The organism is Pseudomonas sp. DY-1, assembly GCF_003626975.1.
Classification (GTDB): domain Bacteria; phylum Pseudomonadota; class Gammaproteobacteria; order Pseudomonadales; family Pseudomonadaceae; genus Metapseudomonas.
Genome location: NZ_CP032616.1, coordinates 1,039,523 through 1,057,238, shown reverse-complemented (window position 1 = coordinate 1,057,238; position 17,716 = coordinate 1,039,523). Strand labels below are relative to the sequence as shown.

Annotated in this window: 18 protein-coding genes; 7 read left to right on the top strand and 11 right to left on the bottom strand. The window is 63.7% G+C overall.

Translation table 11 applies throughout. The features are described from left to right. Positions 1–40: 40 nt before the first annotated feature. From D6Z43_RS05265 to D6Z43_RS05235, 7 genes are all read left to right on the top strand, one after another. Positions 41–1,417, top strand: coding sequence for an L-serine ammonia-lyase (locus D6Z43_RS05265; protein ID WP_120650941.1), 1,377 nt, complete (start codon positions 41–43; stop codon positions 1,415–1,417). A 127-nt stretch (positions 1,418–1,544) separates the two neighbouring features. Continuing rightward, positions 1,545–2,663, top strand: coding sequence for a glycine cleavage system aminomethyltransferase GcvT (gcvT, locus tag D6Z43_RS05260; RefSeq protein WP_120650940.1), 1,119 nt, complete (start codon positions 1,545–1,547; stop codon positions 2,661–2,663). Between the two features lie 228 nt (positions 2,664–2,891). Next, entirely contained in the window at positions 2,892–3,446 is a 555-nt protein-coding gene (locus tag D6Z43_RS05255) for a hypothetical protein (RefSeq protein ID WP_120650939.1), read from the top strand. 358 nt (positions 3,447–3,804) lie between these two features. Then, a complete protein-coding gene (locus tag D6Z43_RS05250; RefSeq protein WP_120650938.1) occupies positions 3,805–5,583 on the top strand; it encodes a multicopper oxidase family protein in 1,779 nt (592 codons plus the stop codon). A gap of 20 nt (positions 5,584–5,603) precedes the next feature. Then, complete coding sequence (locus tag D6Z43_RS05245) at positions 5,604–6,242, top strand: SCO family protein (RefSeq protein WP_120650937.1); 639 nt, start codon at positions 5,604–5,606, stop codon at positions 6,240–6,242. A gap of 98 nt (positions 6,243–6,340) precedes the next feature. Further along, positions 6,341–6,523, top strand: a complete 183-nt coding sequence (locus D6Z43_RS05240; protein WP_120650936.1) for a hypothetical protein — start codon at positions 6,341–6,343, stop codon at positions 6,521–6,523. 373 nt (positions 6,524–6,896) lie between these two features. Further along, positions 6,897–7,244 (top strand): phage infection protein, encoded by a 348-nt coding sequence (locus D6Z43_RS05235; protein WP_120650935.1) that lies wholly within the window; start codon positions 6,897–6,899, stop codon positions 7,242–7,244. 120 nt (positions 7,245–7,364) lie between these two features. On the opposite strand, the gene D6Z43_RS05230 is transcribed toward D6Z43_RS05235, so the two are convergent. The 11 genes from D6Z43_RS05230 to D6Z43_RS05180 form a co-directional block, all read right to left on the bottom strand. Continuing rightward, positions 7,365–8,294, bottom strand: coding sequence for a LysR family transcriptional regulator (locus D6Z43_RS05230; RefSeq protein ID WP_120650934.1), 930 nt, complete (start codon positions 8,292–8,294; stop codon positions 7,365–7,367). A 149-nt stretch (positions 8,295–8,443) separates the two neighbouring features. Further along, complete coding sequence (locus tag D6Z43_RS05225) at positions 8,444–9,460, bottom strand: branched-chain amino acid ABC transporter permease (protein WP_120650933.1); 1,017 nt, start codon at positions 9,458–9,460, stop codon at positions 8,444–8,446. Beyond that, positions 9,460–10,323 (bottom strand): branched-chain amino acid ABC transporter permease, encoded by an 864-nt coding sequence (locus D6Z43_RS05220; protein WP_120650932.1) that lies wholly within the window; start codon positions 10,321–10,323, stop codon positions 9,460–9,462. The genes D6Z43_RS05225 and D6Z43_RS05220 overlap by 1 nt, the downstream gene beginning before the upstream one ends. Positions 10,324–10,325: 2 nt before the next feature. Further along, positions 10,326–11,027, bottom strand: a complete 702-nt coding sequence (locus D6Z43_RS05215) for an ABC transporter ATP-binding protein (RefSeq protein WP_120650931.1) — start codon at positions 11,025–11,027, stop codon at positions 10,326–10,328. A gap of 4 nt (positions 11,028–11,031) precedes the next feature. Continuing rightward, a complete protein-coding gene (locus tag D6Z43_RS05210) occupies positions 11,032–11,754 on the bottom strand; it encodes an ABC transporter ATP-binding protein (RefSeq protein ID WP_120650930.1) in 723 nt (240 codons plus the stop codon). Between the two features lie 89 nt (positions 11,755–11,843). Continuing rightward, the gene (locus D6Z43_RS05205; protein ID WP_120650929.1) at positions 11,844–13,154 is read right to left on the bottom strand and encodes an ABC transporter substrate-binding protein; all 1,311 of its coding nucleotides are present in this window, start codon (positions 13,152–13,154) and stop codon (positions 11,844–11,846) included. A gap of 80 nt (positions 13,155–13,234) precedes the next feature. Then, positions 13,235–14,584: an outer membrane beta-barrel protein gene (locus tag D6Z43_RS05200; RefSeq protein ID WP_120650928.1), complete on the bottom strand. Its 1,350-nt coding sequence runs from the start codon at positions 14,582–14,584 to the stop codon at positions 13,235–13,237. A gap of 383 nt (positions 14,585–14,967) precedes the next feature. After that, on the bottom strand, positions 14,968–15,858 hold the full coding sequence (locus D6Z43_RS05195; RefSeq protein WP_120650927.1) for a LysR family transcriptional regulator: 891 nt from the start codon (positions 15,856–15,858) through the stop codon (positions 14,968–14,970). Positions 15,859–16,113: 255 nt separating this feature from the next. Further along, complete coding sequence (locus D6Z43_RS05190; RefSeq protein WP_256660950.1) at positions 16,114–16,440, bottom strand: Rieske 2Fe-2S domain-containing protein; 327 nt, start codon at positions 16,438–16,440, stop codon at positions 16,114–16,116. Then, positions 16,437–16,748, bottom strand: a complete 312-nt coding sequence (locus tag D6Z43_RS05185; RefSeq protein ID WP_120650926.1) for a YciI family protein — start codon at positions 16,746–16,748, stop codon at positions 16,437–16,439. Before D6Z43_RS05185 ends, D6Z43_RS05190 begins: the two co-directional genes overlap by 4 nt. Continuing rightward, positions 16,745–17,614 carry an intradiol ring-cleavage dioxygenase gene (locus tag D6Z43_RS05180; RefSeq protein ID WP_120650925.1) on the bottom strand — a complete coding sequence of 290 codons (870 nt, stop codon included), beginning with the start codon at positions 17,612–17,614 and terminating at the stop codon, positions 16,745–16,747. The genes D6Z43_RS05185 and D6Z43_RS05180 overlap by 4 nt, the downstream gene beginning before the upstream one ends. Between the last annotated feature and the right edge of the window lie 102 nt (positions 17,615–17,716).

Sequence of the window (17,716 nt, the reverse complement as noted above, 5' to 3'; positions counted from 1 at the left end):
GACTAATAAGAAAAGCCGAGCAATCGCTCAGGAGTGCCACATGTCCCTCAGCGTCTTCGACATGTTCAAGATTGGCATTGGCCCCTCCAGCTCCCACACCGTAGGCCCGATGCGCGCCGCCGCGCGATTCGTCGATGGCCTGCGCCGTGAGAACCTGCTGGTCGACACCCACAGCCTGAAAGTCGAGCTGTACGGCTCCCTCGGCGCCACCGGCAAGGGCCACGGCAGCGACAAGGCCGTGCTGCTCGGCCTGGAAGGCGAACAGCCGGACACCGTCGATACCGAACGAGTGGACGAGCGCCTCGCGGCCATTCGCCAGCGCGGCGAACTGCGTCTGGGGGGCGAGAAACCCATCCACTTCGTGGAAAAGGAACACCTGGCGCTGATCCGCAAGCCGCTCCCCTACCACCCCAACGGCATGATCTTCCGCGCCTTCGATGCCGCCGGCATCCAGATCCGCGCCCGCGAGTACTACTCGGTGGGCGGCGGCTTCGTCGTCGATGAGGAAGCCGCCGGCCTGGATCGCATCGTCGAGGACCGCACGCCGCTGCCCTACCCGTTCAAGACCGGGCGCGACATGCTCGCCCAGTGCAGCGCCAGTGGGCTCGCCGTCAGTGGCCTGATGCGCGAGAACGAGAAGGCCTGGCGCACCCCCGAGGAAACCAGCGCCGGGCTGATGAAGATCTGGCAGGTGATGCAGGACTGCGTCACCACCGGCTGCCGCAAGGAAGGCATCATGCCCGGCGGACTCAAGGTCAAGCGCCGCGCCGCCGCGCTCTACCGCCAGCTCAGCGAACACCCGGAGGCCAGCCTCAAGGACAGCCTCTCGGTGCTCGACTGGGTCAACCTCTATGCCCTCGCGGTGAACGAGGAAAACGCCACCGGCGGCCGCGTGGTCACCGCGCCCACCAACGGCGCGGCCGGCATCGTCCCGGCGGTGCTGCACTACTACAGCCGCTTCGTGCCCGGCGCCAACGACGACGGCGTCGAGCGCTTCCTGCTCACCGCCGCCGCCATCGGCATCCTCTACAAGGAGAACGCCTCCATCTCCGGTGCCGAAGTCGGCTGCCAGGGCGAGGTCGGCGTGGCCTGCTCGATGGCCGCCGGCGCCCTCTGCGAAGTCCTCGGCGGCACCCCGCAGCAGGTGGAGAACGCCGCCGAGATCGGCATGGAGCACAACCTCGGGCTGACCTGCGACCCGGTCGGCGGCCTGGTCCAGGTGCCCTGCATCGAACGCAACGCCATGGGTTCGGTGAAGGCCATCAACGCCGCGCGCATGGCCTTGCGCGGTGACGGCCAGCACTTCATTTCGCTCGACAAGGTGATCCGCACCATGCGCCAGACCGGTGCCGACATGAAGAGCAAGTACAAGGAAACCGCCCGCGGCGGCCTCGCCGTGAACATCATCGAATGCTGAAGAGCACCTTCTCCCCAGCCCTCTCCCGCACGCGGGAGAGGGCGCTTGTCTCCCCTCGCCCTTCAGGGAGAGGGGCCGGGGGAGAGGGCTGCCCCAACCCGCACCGACTTTTGCTTTGGAGCCTTACATGACCGACCTCGCCAAGACCCCGCTGCACGCCCTGCACCTCGAACTCGGCGCCCGCATGGTGCCCTTCGCCGGCTACGACATGCCGGTGCAATACCCCCTCGGCGTGCTCAAGGAACACCTGCACACCCGCGAGCAGGCCGGCCTGTTCGACGTCTCGCACATGGGCCAGGTCATCCTGCGTGGCGACAACGCCGCCCGCGCCCTGGAGAGCCTGGTGCCGGTGGACATCCTCGACCTGCCGGTGGGCACCCAGCGCTACGCGATGTTCACCGACGAGAACGGCGGCGTCCTCGACGACCTGATGGTCTCCCGCCTGGCGGACGACACCCTGTTCCTGGTGGTCAACGCCGCCTGCAAGGAACAGGACCTGGCGCACCTCAAGCAACACCTCGCCGAGCAGTGCGAAATCGAATCGCTGTTCGACTCCCGCGCCCTGCTCGCCCTGCAAGGTCCGGCGGCCGCCGCGGTACTCGGCCGCCTCGCCCCGGAAGTGCAGAAGATGACCTTCATGCAGTTCGGCAGCGTGCGCCTGGAGGGCGTCGAGTGCTACGTCAGCCGCTCCGGCTACACCGGCGAGGACGGCTACGAGATTTCCGTGCCCGTGGCCCAGGCCGAAGCCCTGGCACGCACCCTGCTGGCCCAGCCGGAAGTCCAGCCGATCGGCCTTGGCGCGCGCGACTCGCTGCGCCTGGAAGCCGGCCTGTGCCTCTACGGCCATGACATGAGCCCCGCCACCACCCCGGTGGAAGCCAGCCTGCTCTGGGCCATCTCCAAGGCCCGCCGCGCCGACGGCCTGCGCGCCGGCAATTTCCCTGGCGCCGGTCGGGTCTTCGCCCAGCAGCGCGATGGCGTGCCGAGCAAGCGCGTCGGTCTGCTGCCGCAGGAACGTGTGCCGGTGCGCGAAGGCGCCGAGATCGTCGACGCCGACGGCACGGTGATCGGCCGCGTTTCCAGCGGTGGCTTCGGCCCCAGCCTGGGCGCCCCGGTCGCCATGGGCTACGTGAGCACCAGCCATGCCGCCGTGGACAGCGAGGTCTGGGCCCTGGTGCGCGGCAAGCGCGTGGCGATGAAAGTGGCCAAGACGCCCTTCGTGCCGCAGCGTTACTACCGCGGCTGATACAGAGTCCCCAACGCCCCGTCACGGCGGGGCCTTGAAGGGTGATGGCGCAGGCCTTCACCCTTTTTTCTTGCCAACACTACGAGCGCAGATCAGCTCTCAAGAAATCGATCCAACCCGCTGAAAAACAAAGCCTTCTCCTTTTCATCACAGCGACACAAAGCCGTCATCAACCGGTCATCCAGCGCAGGCAGATTCTCTGCTCAACTTTCCTGGGGAGGACCTCCGATGAACCACAAGAAGAACCTGATCAAGCCCTTGGCTGCGGCGCTGCTGGCCGCCACCCTTGGCGCCTGCGCCGTACAAGCCCCGGCCCCCGCCAAGCCGGTAGCCCTGGACAACGAGGACTGGTACCAGATCCGCACCGAGAAGGAACTGTTCGTCTTCGACGACTACGCCACCTACCGCGAATTCGTGAAGAGCGGCACTGCTCCGATCAAGCAGAGCGCCGGCAAGCAGGACGGGTTCGGCCGCGACATCATCCTGGTACTGAAAGCCGCCGATCAGGGCAAGGACGTAAAGACCCTTTCCGCTAAGCGCTTCCTCGACATCAGCCTGCCGCCAGCGCAGCCCTTCTACGGCGAAATGCGTGATGAGGAAGGCATCATTTACGTATTCAGCCGCTACGGCGACATGATGGACATGTACCGCATCGGCGAACCCACCTTCAGCTACGTCGACATCGGCGGCGGGCCTGAAGGTCAGCGCGTGGTCTATGTACTGGCCAAGGAAGAGCCCAAGCCGGTTAAGCAGATCGCACTGTTCCACGATAAGTACAAATAACCCGCCGCACGCGACCGGAATCGCTCCTTTTCCGGTCGCCTTCACCCCGCGCCAACCGCTCTACCGCCTGCCCTCCAATCCCCGCCGCCCGTCTTCCAGAAACATTTAGAAACAATCTGCGCCACACCTAGAGCCAGAAGCCACTGGCCACCAAAAGCGACAAAATACTGCCGGAACGCGGATTGCGCACCGCAAATGAGAGGTCTTTAGTCGGCTTATTGGCGCATTGGCCGTGCAAACAGATTCACCCTTTGCGGCCTGCACCTTCGTGGGAATGGATGGGGAAAAAGAGCCCTGGAGCACTGCATCCATGGCAGGCCGTTCGCGCGAATTCGTGGTGGGGAGGTGGAGTGCATCCATGAAAGGCAAAGACCCGCGACAACCGAAAAACAAAAAAGACAGGTTGGTGGACGAAACCCGGCGCGACTTCCTCAAGCTGTCAGCCGCCGCGGTAGCGGCGCCAGCGCTGCTGCGCGCCCCGGCCAGCGAAGCATCGAGCATCCCTCCGGTACTGCCGCCCAGCCCACCGACTACTCCATGGGTCATGGAGTTGCCCACCGAGATCGTGCGCGCCGCCTCCGTTCCCTACTTGACTCCGAGTCCTACCGAACTGGCCAACACCGCCGGCGGCGAAGCCGGACGGGCGCGACATCAGTTCTGGAACAAGTTCCGCCCCAACGCTAACTACTATGAGCTTCGCGCGGTCGAGCGCGACTGGCAGTTCAACCCGGCCTATCCGATCCAGAAAGTCTGGAATTACCGCGCCGCCAATACTCCGCCGAAGGAATTCAGCGCCACCGTAGCCTCGCGCTACGGTTCACCGATGATCTGCCGCATCTACAACGACCTGCCCGCCAATCACACTGGCTTCGGTACGCCGGAAATCTCCACTCACCTGCACAATCTGCATTGCGGTTCGGAGAGTGACGGATTCCCCGGTGACTACTACAGCGCAACCAAGGCAGGCCCGACCCTGACCGCCAAAGGCAAATTCAAGGATCACTTCTACCCCAACTGCTGTGCCGGCTTCGAAGATCACCAGGACAACGTCGGCGACCCCACTGAGGCCTTGGGCACGCTCTTCTATCACGACCACACCCTGGATTTCACATCACCCAATCTCTACCGCGGACTCTCGGGCTTCTACCTACTCTATGACTCGCTGGATTCAGGCAACGAAGCCGACCCCACGCCCGGGGCTCTGCGCCTGCCGAGCGGCGCCTATGACTACCCGCTGCAGTTCGCCGACCGCCGCTTCGACGCCGCCGGCAAGCTCTACTACGACGAGATCAACCCCGAAGGCGTGCTCGGCGACAAGGTGCTGGTCAACGGCATGATCGAGCCGGTGCTCAAGGTGGCCGCGCGACGTTATCGTTTCCGCCTGCTGAATGCCGGCCCGAGCCTGTTCTATGCCTTCTCGCTGGTGAACCCGAACAACGTCAAGCAGAACTTCACCTACATCGCCAACGACGGCAACCTGCTGCCAAAGCCCCTGTTCAACCAGCAATCGGTCACTCTCGGCATGGCCGAGCGCGCCGACATCGTGGTCGATTTTTCCAAGTACGTGGTGGGCACTACCCTCTATCTGGTCAACCGCATGCGCCAGGAAGAAACCCGTGGGCCGAAAGACATCAAGGAGCCTGGGGTACGCGTACTGAAGATAGTGGTCGACCGCTGGCCAACCTCCCAGGACCTCAGCCAGGTACCGGCCAACCTGCGGCCACTGCCGCCGCTGAATCCGGCCGAGGTGGCCGCCGCTCCGGTGCGCCGGTTCGTCTTCGAGCGCGCCAACAACATGTGGGCGATCAATGGCCAGTTCGTCAACGTCAACGCGCCACGCTTCAACGTGCCCAGGGGGCGCGGGGAAATCTGGGAGCTGGTCAACATCGACAACGGCTGGTCGCACCCGATCCACATCCACCTGGAGGAAGGCCGCATCATCGCGCGCATCAGGAATGGCGTTTCACAACCCATCCCGGCCCATGAACTAGGGCGCAAGGACGTTTACGTGATCAACAAGAACGAGACCATTCGCGTGTTCATCCGCTTCCGTGACTACGTCGGCAAGTACGTGATGCATTGCCACAACCTGATCCACGAAGACCACGCGATGATGCTGCGCTTCGACCTCGTATAACGGCCGCGGGAGGAATTTCCATGAACACTCGCAGAAATCTGATCGGCGGCCTCGGCGCCGGTGTGCTGGGGCTGGCTGCCCTGGGCTCACTGGGTATCGCCGCGGATCGCCAGCCGCAACCTCGTCAGGGCGATGGGCGCTTTCCCAACCCAACGCTGTTCACCCACCAGGGTCGGAAGGTGGAGTTCTACCGGGACCTGCTGCGCGGAAAGGTGGTTGTGCTGAACATGATGTACGCCAGCTGTGGCCGTAACTGCCCCACCGCCACCGCCAACCTGCGCAAGGTGCAACAGATGCTGGGCGATCGGGTAGGACGGGAAATTTTCATGTACTCGATCACCCTGCAACCCGAGCTGGACCAACCGCACCACCTGCAGGAATACGTAGACAAGTTCCACATCGGTCCAGGCTGGGAGTACCTCACCGGCGATCCTCAAGACATCCTCGAGTTGCGCTACGCCCTGGGCTTCTATGACGTAGATCCAATCGTGGATGGCAACCAGCTGACCCATACCGGCATGGTGCGGATCGGTAATGAGCCCATCGGCCGGTGGACCATGGCGCCGGCGCTGACCGACCCGGAGCACATTCTCTCGGCCATCAACCATGTGGACCATCGCGTAGAACTGACCGGTTGGGGGATGCAGCAACCGTCCTGAGCCGTCCAGAGGCCTTCGGGAGCACCCGGAGGCCGGCTGGTGTATGATGCGCGCCTCCAGCCCAGCCACGGGCCAAAGCCTGATAGCAGCAGAACACCATGACCAGCCAAGACATCGACCAGGTCGACACTCAACCGGTGGAAACCCCGACCGCCGAAACCGCTCCGGCCAAGCCGAAGAAGCAGAACGTCCCCTATTACCTCACCCTCAAGGGCCACGACCGCGGCCAGCGTCCCGGTCCCGCACCGCGCGGCTCGCGCCGCTCCATGGGCAAACGCTGATCCCGGCGCCGCCCCCGCAATGGGGGCATTGCCTTCGATGCCATTCCTCGATCCGCCGCCAGTTCCCGCTGAACACATGCCACTAGAGCATCCAGCGCTCTAAATCGGCACTTCCATCGTCGCGTTGCCACTCAACGATTCTTTTCCCGCTCAAATACATCTAATTAATCGATTATACCAATTTCAGGAAAAAGCCTTTCCACTTTGCGCAACTACTCCCTGAAAAATCTCTTAAGCCATTGTTTTTAGTGATATCTCAACAACTATCATTAACGTCGATGGTAACCATTACACAGGATCACTTCTTCATCGAAATCACATCAGTAACATGGGCCCCGTAGACAAATTCCAACCCTCCACGAGGTGCCCGAAAATGAAAAAGCAAATTCTTGCCAGCCTGTTCTTCGCCAGCCTGTCCGCTTCCGCTTTCGCCCTCTCGGTTGCCGAGGGTGGCGCTGATCGCACCAACGTTCACCGTGTTGCCGAAAGCGGCTCCGAGCGTTCGCAATCCCTGCGCGTTGCCGAAGGTGGCTCCGACCGTACCAAGGCCTTCGACGTCGCTGAAAACGGCTCCGAGCGTTCCCAATCCCTGCGTGTTGCCGAAGGTGGCTCCGACCGCACCAAGGCCTTTGATGTTGCTGAAGGGGGTTCCGACCGTACCAATGCCTTCCGCGTAGCCGAAGGTGGTGCCGACCGTACTGGTGCCAATCGCATCAGCTGATCCCGGAGCAGTTCAGAGGCAGGCAATCACGATGTATGCAATTCCTCCAAAGGCAGAAGGCGCCACTTGTGGCGCCTTCAGTCTTTTTGGGGCTGGCGAAGATCACGGCACAGCACTTGATCAGGGCTGCACCCAGCCACGCTCCAGCAGCGGTCGGTCCCAGGCTGGTGCATCGCTGATGCGCTCCACGAGGAAGTCGATCAAGGTGCGCACCTTCAGTGCTCGGCGCTGGGTCGCCGGATAGACAGCAGAGAAGTTGAAGGACGTCAGGGAGTAGTCGGTAAGTACTGGCACCAGACGCCCGGCCAGCAAGTCATCGCTGGCCACCAGGGTAGGCAGGCACACTACGCAGGTGCCGGTGACGGCGTAGTCCCGTAGCAGATGGACCGAATTGGAGCGCACCTGACCCGTGAGGTTGAGCTCCACCTGCTCATCACCGTTGAACACCCACTTGTTGCGCGACGGGTAGCCCTCGTACAACGCCACCTTGTGCGCCTGGAGGTCCGCCGGGACGGTGGGCGCGCCATGCCGCTCCAGGTAATCCGGAGAAGCGCAGAACAGCCTCCGCACCGAGAACAGCTTGCGCTCGATCAGCGACTCGGCAAGCGGCGGGAACATCTGGAAGGCCACGTCAAAGCCCTCCTCGATGGGGTCCACCACGCGGTCGTTGACGATTACATCCACCTCGATGTCCGGGTACAGATCAGTGAACTCAGCCAGCAGGCCGCCGAAGTGGCCGAGGGCGAAGCCCGGCAGCATCTGGATGCGCAACTTGCCGGTGGGCTTGGCCCGCAGATCGCGCATCTGCTCCGTTAGGCTGTTGAAGCTGGCCACCATGTCGGCGCATTCCTTGTAGTAGGTCTCCCCTACTTCCGAGAGGCGAACATGGCGCGTACTGCGGTGGAACAGCGGCGCACTGATGTATTCCTCCAACTGCTGGATGCGGTGGCTGATGACCGAGCGGGTCACGCCCAGTTGCTGGGCAGCCTTGGCGAAGTTGCCGGTTTCCGCGACGCGAACGAAGGCTTCGATGCTGAGAAGGCGATCCATAGGTGTACCCGGTTATAGCGATGCTCTAACTGTAGGGGCGATTTCAATCGCCAAGAAGGCCAAAGGTCTTCCCTTCGCATTCGAGCGGGGCAGCTGCGCCGCCCTTGGCGAATGAATTCGCCCCTACAAGAAGGGCAACTCCCCATGCCTCAACCACCGATCAACTTGCGCTGCATCGGGAACAGCTGCCAGCCGAAACGCTCGCTCACCACTCCCCATACACCCTGGGGCGCCTTGAGCATCATCAGCACAGCCACGCCGCCGAGGATGATCATGTACAGCGCACCGAACTCGGCGAAACAGCTACGCAGGATGAAGTAGATCAGGGTGCCGATCAGGGGACCTTCCAGGGTCCCGATGCCGCCGATGATGACGATGAAGATCACCGCCGCGGTCCAGTCCTGCACGCTGAAGGCGGCATCCGGCGAGATTCGCAGTTTCTGCAGGAAGATCAATGCCCCCACCACACCGGTACATCCGGCGGCCAACACGTAGACCATCAACTTCGTGCGGAACACGTTGATACCCAGACTTCCGGACGCCGGTTCGGAGTCGCGGATGGCGGTCAACGCCAGTCCCTGTCGCGAGCGCAACAGCAGGTAAACCACCAGCACCGCACCGATGGCAATGGCCAGGGCGCTGAAGTACATCAGCATCTCGCGGCCGTCACGGCTGCTGCCAATCTGCCGCACAATGGAGGCAGGCAGGCTCTGTCCGGAACCGCCGCCAAGGCTACCGACCTGCGCCAGCCCTAAGCGGAACACCTCGGCCATCACCCAGGTACCGATGGCGAAATAGGCGCCGCGCAGGCGGAACAGCACCAGAGCTGTCGGCACCGCCAGCAGCGCCACCACCAGCCCGGAGAGAAACACCGCTGCCAGCGGCGGCACGCCCAGCTGCGAAGCCAGCACGAAGAGCAGGTAGCCGCCGAGGCCGACGAAGGCCTGTTGGCCCACCGAAACCATCCCGGCGTAACCCGCCAGCAGGTTCCACATCTGTGCCAGGGCCAGGTAGTAGGAGAATTCCACCACCAGGCGCAGCACCGCGCGATCGGCCCAGAACGGCAGAGACGCCAGAACCAGCACCAGCACACCCAGCAGTGCCAGGCCCACCTGACTGCTGCGGGTAGCGCGCTGGACGAGGTAGGCATTGTTCATCGCATTCATCAGTCGACACTCCGGGGGAACAGGCCGCGGGGGCGGAAAACCAGGATCAGCAGGAACACCAGGTGGCCGGCAAGGATCTGCCAGCCCGGATCGATGCGCGCACCGATCGCCTGGGCAACGCCGAGGATCACGCCGCCGGCCAGGGTGCCCCAGAGGCTGCCGAGGCCCCCGATGATCACGGCCTCGAAACCGTAGAGCAGGCGCGCTGGGCCAACGCTGGGGTCGAAGCTGGTGCGCACCGCGAGGAACACGCCGGCGATGGACACCACCGCCATCGCCAGGGCCATGGCCAGGCCGAAGATGTGGCGATTGTCGATGCCCATCAGCTGGGCAGTGTGCTGGTCATCCGAGGTGGCGCGGAAGGCGCGCCCCAGGCTGGTCTTGTAGAACAGCAGCTGCAAACCGCCGATCACCAGCAGAGCACTGCCGAACACCATCAGCGGCATGACGCCGAGGCTGAGCCCGCCGACGGCGACGCTGGCCACTTCCAGATCGCCCTGGGACAGCTTGCGGCTGTCGGCGCTGAAGAATTCCAGCAGGACGTTTTGCAGGATGATCGACATCCCGAAGGTCACCAGCAGCGGCGGCAGGATGTCATTGCCGAGGGTGCGATTGAGCACTTGGCGCTGCAGGCCATAACCGATCACGAACATCACCGGCACCACCAGCACCAGACTGGCCAGGGGTGAAATGCCCAGCGTGTCCACCACCACCAGGGCCAGGTAGGACGCCAGCACAATGAAATCGCCATGGGCGATGTTGACCAGACGCATGATGCCGAACATCAGCGACAGGCCAACCGCGAACAGTGCATATAGGCCGCCGAGCAGCACGCCCTGCGCCAGGGTATCGAGCCATTCCATCGTCATGCCTCCGCCAGGCCGAAATAGGCCGCCTTGATCTGATCCTTGCTCGCCTCGCCCGGCTTGCCGGAGAGAGACACCCGACCTTCCTGGAAGCAGTAGAAACGGTCAGCGACCGCCAGCGCCTGGTTGATGTCCTGCTCGACCAGGATTACCGCCGTGCCGTCGGCCTTGATCGACGGCAGTGCGGCATAGATGTCCTTGATGGTGGTCGGCGCGAGACCGAGACTGATCTCGTCGCAGAGCAGCAGGCTCGGGCTCGACATCAGCGCGCGGCCGATGGCAACCATCTGCTGCTGGCCACCGGAGAGCGCGGTACCGGGGCGCTTGCGCAGGTCGGCCAGCACCGGGAACAGGCTGTAGATGCGCTCCAGGTTCCAGGCACCCTGGCGCTTGCTGTAGCCGCCAATCAGCAGGTTCTCCTCGACGCTGAGCGACGGGAAAAGCTTGCGGCCTTCCGGCACCAGGGCGATGCCCCGCTCCAGTACCTGGTTGGCAGGCAGGCTGCCGATGTACTCATCCTTGAAGCGAATGGAACCGGGATCGTTGCGGATCAGCCCGGCCAGCGAACGCAGGAAGGTGGATTTTCCGGCTCCATTGGAGCCGATGATGGCCAGGGTTTCCCCTTCGGCCAGATCCAGGTCGATGCCGAACAACGCCTGGAAGTCGCCGTAGCCGGCGCGCAGTTTACGGATCGTCAGCATGACTTCAGCTCCCGATACCCATATAGATTTCCTGCACCTTCGGGTTGGCCATCACCGCATGGGGCTCGCCTTCGTCCAGCTTGCGACCGAAGTTGATCACCGCCAGGCGGCCGACCACAGCCAGTAGTGCGTGGACGATGTGCTCGATCCAGATGATCGCGGTACCGGAGCGGTGGATGCCCTGGATGGTGCCCACCAGTTCCAGGCACTCCGGCTCGGTGAGGCCGCCGGCGATCTCGTCGAGCAGCAGGAGTTGCGGCCGGGTGGCCAGGGCGCGCGCCATTTCCAGGCGTTTGCGCTCCAACAGGGTCAGTGAGCCGGCCAGAGCATTGGCCTTCTTGATCAGGCCAGTCAGTTCAAGGACGTGCGCGCACCAGGCATGGCTGTCCTTCTCCGTCTGGCCGGCACCGAAGGTGGCGCCCACCAGCAGATTCTCGAACACCGTCATCTTCACGAAGGGATGGGGAATCTGGTGGGAGCGGCCGATGCCCCGCTGGCACCGCTTGAACACCGGTTCGCGGGTGACGTCTTCACCCTGGAAGTGGATGCGCCCGCTGTCTGCGGCCACACCACCTGCAATGAGGTTGAACAGCGTGCTCTTGCCGGCGCCGTTGGGCCCGATGATGCCCAGCGCTTCGCCCGGAGCCAGCGCCAGACTGAGATCGTCGGTCACTTTCACCGAGCCGTAGCTCTTGTGCACCTGCTCCACTACGAGGAGTTGTTGCATATGTCGTTACCTGTTCGAAGTGAGCACGGACGAACCCCCTCTCCCTAAGGAAGAGGGGTGGGGTGAGGGAACCCGGCCCGCGCCCGAACTCAACCGCCGTAGGTGATTGCCTGCATCTCCCCACCCAGAGGAATCTGCGGCGCGGTCTGATTGCTGGTGATTACCAGGTCGTAGGTGAAAGGCCCGCCCAGGCGCCATTGGCCGGATACCAGCGGGGTCTTGGCGACGTTCTTGACCGGGCCGTTTTTCCAACTCACGGGACCGACTACGGTGTTCAGCTCGGTCTTCAGCAGCGCGTCGCGCGTAGCTTCGGGGTTACCCACCTCTTCGGTGCGTTGGAGGATGTCCACCGCCAACTCGAACAGCGCATGCACGAAGCCCAGCGGCTGGGTCCACTGCTTGCCGGTCGCCTGGGTGTAGCGCGCGGCCAGCTGTCCGGCACTGAGGCCATTGAGCGACGAACTGAAGGGATGGCTCGGGCTCCACCAGATTTCCGTGGAAAGGTTGTGCCCAGCCTTGCCCAGTGCCTCGACCGCCGACGGGAACAGCAGCGCCTTGCCCACCGACATGGCCTTGGGCTGGAAGCCCTGCTGGCGTGCCTGGGTCCAGAAGGTGGTGAGGTCCGGCGGAATGACCACCCCCGTGACGATCTCGGCCTCGGCTTTCTTGAACGCGGAAATCTGTGCGGAGAAATCGTCGGTGAGGCTCTGGAAGCGGCCTGGGTCCACCAGTTGGAAGCCCTTCTGCGCGAGCACCGGCGGGAAGCCCAGCTTGCCGTCGCCCCAGGCATTTCCATCGCCGTCGTTGGGGAACAGTCCGCCGATCACCTTGTTGCTGCCCATGCCACCCCACATGGCGGTGTAGGCGGCGATCACGTCTTCCAGGCCCCAGAAGAAGTGGTAGGTCCACTGGAAGCCTTCGTCCGGCTTGCCGCCACGGGTGAAGAACCAGGGCTGCCAGGGCGCGACGGTGGAGATGCAGGGAATTTCGTTGATCTCACACTGGTCCGAGACCGGGTTGGTGGTTTCCGGGGTCGAAGACACCAGCATCAGGTCGATACCATCTTCGAGGATCAGTTCGTTGGCCACTTCGGCGGCGCGGTTGGGGTTGGACTGGCTGTCCTTGACGATCACCTCCAGGCGGCAGCGCTGGCCGCCCACCGTGATGCTGCTCTTCAGCACCGAAGCGAGGCTTTCGATGATGTAACCATCCGCCGCGGCAAACGGTGCAAGCGGCCCGGTCTGCGGGCTGACATAGCCGATGCGGATGACCTTCTCCGCCGCCAGCAACGGTCCTGAAGAAAAGCCTGCGAGCAGCGAGCCGCCAGCCACGACGCCGCTGGCCCGCAGGAAATCACGCCGGGAAAGCCCGGCACCGAGGAGTTTCTTGTTGTTGTCCATGACGCTTACCTCGACTGGAGGATGAGACCCGGCGCGAGCGCGTTGGGGCCCGGCCGGGATGGCAGTGGTTTGGAGCCGGATCAGAAGAAGACAGTGACGTCGAAGGAGCCGATCAGCTGGCTGTCTTCGCCACCGCCGCCGAACGCGTCGCGGCCGTTGCCGCTGTGGATGTCGTAGCGCAACTCGGGGCGCAGGCGGACGTTCGGCACCGGTGTCCATGCCAGGTTGGTGGTGAAGCCGTAGAAGCTGCCCCAGCTCGGATCGGGGATGCCGGTTTGCGGGTCGATATTGGCCATCACCACATGCACCGGGGCATCGGTGTAGAACCACTCGGCGCGGCTGTTCCACATCAGGTTGTCGTCCAGGCGGTGGTACCAGTTGACGTCGGTGCCGTACCAGTGGGCATTGCCTTTGTCGGCAAAGGCGGCGAAAGCTGCGTCCTCCTGCTGGCCGTAGTTGAACTCCACGGCGACCCGGTTGCGCTCATCCAGCACGTGGGACACGGTCAGGTACGAGGCGTAGCGGGTCAGGTCCTGGTCATCGGTCCCGGCAGGAAGCGGCGAGCCGCAGGCGCATTCGGCGAAGCTGTCGCCAGCGCCATTGCCGTAGATGTTTTCCCAGTCGACCCAGGTACGGAAGTCCGCAGAGCGCCAGCGCAGGTTGGCGATCACGTCCGGATCGCCATTGGGGTCCTGCATGTTGTTCCAGCCTTGCACCACGCCCAGCTCGAAGCCGAGCATGCTGCCGCCCTCCTCCTGCGGCAGCTTGAACGAGTACAGCGCCCCCGTGTGCTTGGCCGGGCCGTGCATGAAGGAATAGGTGTGACTGTAGAAGTCCGTCGGCGCCGGGCTCGGCAGGGCAAAGCCGATCTCGTTCTCCAGCGGCGTGTGGAACACACCGAGCATCAGGTTGGAGCCGCCGAGCACAGGGAAGTAGAAATCCAGGTAGGCCTGGGCGATGTTGAAGTTTTCGTCGTTAGCGTCCGCGCTGCGGTTGACGCCCAGGTCTTCGTCGAAGCCGTAGGTCTTGAAGAAGCGCGCGTCCTTGCCGTAAAGGGCGGTGACATTGAAGCCCCAGTCGGCTTCCTGCGGCATCGGTCCGGGGAACGGGCCCACGCGACCGACCACATTGCCCTTGGGTGTTTTTTCGATAGCCAGGGCGAACTGGTTGAGATTGAAGCCTTCGTCATTGTTGAAGAAGGCCTGCTTGCTCACGTCGTCGCTGCCGTTGTCGTTGTAGATCCAGCCGGCCTGTGCCCAACCATGGACCTTGATGCCGTAGTCCTTTTCCAGGCCGTCGCCGAATGCGCTGCGAAACAGCGAACCGGACGGCCCCGGCTCGGCAGCCTGGGTGAGTGCGGGAAACAGCGCGGCGGCCGCCAGGACCGGAGCGCACAGCGATGACACGGAAAGGGGCTTGCGAGGGATCATGGCAGCTACCTTGTTGTTATTAGTCAGCCTGAAGCCGAGACGTGCACCGCTGGCAGTGCGGGTCTGGTTGCTCGGTTGGGTCGCAAGCTACAAGCGCCCCTCCCCGCCAACAATTCCGGTTTCCGCGATATGAGTGTTCGTGCTTCACGAACAATGCCGCACACGCCGCGCTAGAGCGGCCGGCGCGGAAATCGGGATTGCGGGATGGGCGGTTATCGGACGGAAATCACGTCTATCCATTCGAATTCGGGAGCTTCGAATTGGCTCGTGAGGCGTGGTCCAGGCTACTGCTGTGGGAGCGAATTCATTCGCGATTGAAATCGCTCCCACGATGACCAGTCGACCAGGCCACTCCTAAACCCGACCGGCGTGCATGGCGCACCCTACCGATTGGTGGCGAACCGCTGCACCAGGAAGTCGATCAGCGCCCGCACCTTGGCCGGCAAGCGCCGCCCCGGCGGGCAGACGGCGTAGATCTGCGAACTGGGCAGCGGGAAGTCCCGCAGCACTTCCACCAACCTGCCATTGGCTAGGCTTTCCTCCAGCAGGAAGCGCGGCAGCGACACCAGCCCCAGGCCATCCACCGCCGCCTGCACCAGCACCTCGCCGTTGTTGGCGATCAGACGCGGCCGCACCACCACCGAACGCCACTCGCTCCCCATGAGGAACTGCCACTGGCTGCTGTTCGCGCGGTTCTTGTAGCCCAGGCACTGGTGTTCGCGCAGATCATCCGGCACTTCCGGGGCGCCATGGGCCGCGAGGTACTCGGGACTGGCACAGACTGCATGGGGACAGGGCCCCAGCTCACGGGCCACCAGGGTGGAATCCGGCAGGCGACCAATGCGCAAGGTGAGGTCGTAGCCTTCGTTGACGAGGTCCACGTAGCGGTCGTTGAGGTCCAGCTCCACGTCCAGGCCGGGGTGGACACGCATGAACTCGTTGAGTGCCGGCGACAGGTGTTTCAGCCCGAAAGACATCGGTGCGGCAAGGCGCAAGCGCCCGCGCAGCTCGCTCTGCAGACTGCGGGTCGCCTCCTCGGCTTCGGCCAGGTCACGCAGGATGCGCTGTGCGCGCTCGAAATAGTCCAGGCCGGTTTCGGTCAGGCTGAGGCGTCGGGTGGTGCGGTTGAACAACCGGCACTCCAAGTGCCGCTCCAGCGCGCTCATGCGCCGGCTGACCACCGACTTGACGATGTTGAGCCGCTGCGCAGCCGCCGAAAAGCTGCCGGTTTCGACCACTACCACGAATACCCGCATGTCTTCGAACAGGTTCATTGCTTGCCGCCTGTGATGAACGAGGGGCCGTTATCACAGGTTTAGTGGATTTGGGCATTGGCATTTGTTAAGACGCGGAAGTCTTGCGAATCCCTGTAGGGGCGAATTGCTTCGCCAAGGGCGGCGCAGCTGCCCCGTAGGTTGGCGCAGAGCGCAGCGAAGCCCACACGCCCAAAACACGGGACTGGCACCTGTGACGGCGAACCTTCGGTCCGCATGGCGATTGAAATCACCCCTACAACAAGAGCGGCGCCCCTACAGCAGCACCACAGCCCCCTGCACCACCCGCACCGGCACCGCTTCGAGTCGGCTGCCTGCGCAGGGACCTTCAATGCAGTGGCCGTCCTCAAAGCGGAACAGTGCGCTGTGGTGGGCGCACATCAGGACCTGGCCGCGATAGGTGCTGAACTCACCCGGACGGAAATCAAGCGGCACCGAGAAATGCGGGCAGCGATTGCGGTACCCCCACACCTCTTCGCCACGACGGACCAACACCAGTGGATGGGCCCTGCCCTCGAGCATGCACTCCACGGCCAGGGCGCCGCCGTCGACGATGGCGTCCAGCGTGCAGAGTAAGCTCACCCGCGCAACTCCGGGTTACCCAGGCCCCAGTTCCAGGGGCGGATCTCGATGTGCTCGAACAGGCCGGCGCGGACATAGGGGTCGTCCCCGAGGAATGCCTGGACCTCACCAAGGCTCATGGCTTCCACCACCAGCAGGGTACCGTTCATGCGGCCGTTGCCGCTGTCCAGGGTAGGTCCACCAAGGCGCACCACCACCCGATGCGGATAGGGATTGCGCAAGTGTTCGCGATGGGCGGGACGCACCTGGTTGCGCAGGGCCAACTGGTCAGGCTTGTCTGTAGCGAAGACGGCAAAGTACTGGCTCATGCGCGCTCCAGCACGAAGTCGTAGCTGGCCAGGCGGAATGCACCATCGATGCCATGCTCGGCCGCCAACGGATGACCTGCCTGGCACGGCTGGTAGACCACCTTGAGCGAATCCTTCACGCCGAACACCACATCGGACTCCAGGTAGGGATCGTCATGATTGAACAGATGGGTGACCAGGGTCCGTTGCCCCTCGGCCATGACCATGAAATGCAGGTGCGCCGGGCGCCAGGGGTGGCGGTCGCTGGCCTGGAGCAGACGCCCTACCGGGCCATCGGTGGGAATCGGGTAGCTCACAGGGACGATGGTGCGGATCGCGAAGCGGCCTTCGGCGTCCGTGCGGTAGCGTCCCCGCAGGTTGGCCAGCGGCTGGTCCGGGTCCTGTCCGGAGTACATGCCGTTCTCGGCCGTCTGCCAGACATCCAGCACGGCATTGGCGATGGGCTCGCCGGCTGCATCCAGCACCCGGCCCAGCACCAGGGCCGGCTCACCCGGAGTGAAGGCCATGTTTTCGCCATGGCCGCGCTCGGGCATGCCGGCGATGTAGAAGGGACCGAACACCGTGGTTTCAGTGGCGGCTTCACTGGCGCGATGGTTAATGGCGTCCACCAGCATGGACAGGCCAATCACATCCGAGAGCAGGATGAACTCCTGACGCACAGTGCCATCGCACTTCTTGCCCGTGTCAGTGAGGAAGCGGATGCCTTCCAGCCACTCGTCTTCGGTCAGTTCCACTTCACTGGCGAAGGCATGGAGATGGCGCACCAGGCCCTGCACCAATTGGCGCAGGCGCGGGTTGGGCGTGTTGGCGAAGGCGGCGACGGCCTGCGCGGAGATTCGGGCTTCATTGGCCGGGATGTTGTTCATCTTGTGTTCCCGTGGGTCTCAATTCTCGTCGTCTGCAGGTTGCGCCGGGCGCACCAGGACGCCTGTGCAGGCCTCAGGTGCGCACGGCGCGCCCTACACGGA

Bases quoted from the DNA above. Each gene is read 5' to 3' on its own strand.
- D6Z43_RS05265 (WP_120650941.1), top strand. From the start codon at position 41: ATGTCCCTCAGCGTCTTCGACATGTTCAAGATTGGCATTGGCCCCTCC.
- D6Z43_RS05255 (WP_120650939.1), top strand. From the start codon at position 2,892: ATGAACCACAAGAAGAACCTGATCAAGCCCTTGGCTGCGGCGCTGCTG.
- D6Z43_RS05245 (WP_120650937.1), top strand. From the start codon at position 5,604: ATGAACACTCGCAGAAATCTGATCGGCGGCCTCGGCGCCGGTGTGCTG.
- D6Z43_RS05195 (WP_120650927.1), bottom strand. From the start codon at position 15,858: ATGAACCTGTTCGAAGACATGCGGGTATTCGTGGTAGTGGTCGAAACC.
- D6Z43_RS05225 (WP_120650933.1), bottom strand. From the start codon at position 9,460: ATGAATGCGATGAACAATGCCTACCTCGTCCAGCGCGCTACCCGCAGC.
- D6Z43_RS05230 (WP_120650934.1), bottom strand. From the start codon at position 8,294: ATGGATCGCCTTCTCAGCATCGAAGCCTTCGTTCGCGTCGCGGAAACC.
- D6Z43_RS05205 (WP_120650929.1), bottom strand. From the start codon at position 13,154: ATGGACAACAACAAGAAACTCCTCGGTGCCGGGCTTTCCCGGCGTGAT.
- D6Z43_RS05215 (WP_120650931.1), bottom strand. From the start codon at position 11,027: ATGCTGACGATCCGTAAACTGCGCGCCGGCTACGGCGACTTCCAGGCG.
- D6Z43_RS05200 (WP_120650928.1), bottom strand. From the start codon at position 14,584: ATGATCCCTCGCAAGCCCCTTTCCGTGTCATCGCTGTGCGCTCCGGTC.
- gcvT (WP_120650940.1), top strand. From the start codon at position 1,545: ATGACCGACCTCGCCAAGACCCCGCTGCACGCCCTGCACCTCGAACTC.
- D6Z43_RS05240 (WP_120650936.1), top strand. From the start codon at position 6,341: ATGACCAGCCAAGACATCGACCAGGTCGACACTCAACCGGTGGAAACC.
- D6Z43_RS05235 (WP_120650935.1), top strand. From the start codon at position 6,897: ATGAAAAAGCAAATTCTTGCCAGCCTGTTCTTCGCCAGCCTGTCCGCT.
- D6Z43_RS05220 (WP_120650932.1), bottom strand. From the start codon at position 10,323: ATGGAATGGCTCGATACCCTGGCGCAGGGCGTGCTGCTCGGCGGCCTA.
- D6Z43_RS05180 (WP_120650925.1), bottom strand. From the start codon at position 17,614: ATGAACAACATCCCGGCCAATGAAGCCCGAATCTCCGCGCAGGCCGTC.
- D6Z43_RS05185 (WP_120650926.1), bottom strand. From the start codon at position 16,748: ATGAGCCAGTACTTTGCCGTCTTCGCTACAGACAAGCCTGACCAGTTG.
- D6Z43_RS05210 (WP_120650930.1), bottom strand. From the start codon at position 11,754: ATGCAACAACTCCTCGTAGTGGAGCAGGTGCACAAGAGCTACGGCTCG.
- D6Z43_RS05250 (WP_120650938.1), top strand. From the start codon at position 3,805: ATGAAAGGCAAAGACCCGCGACAACCGAAAAACAAAAAAGACAGGTTG.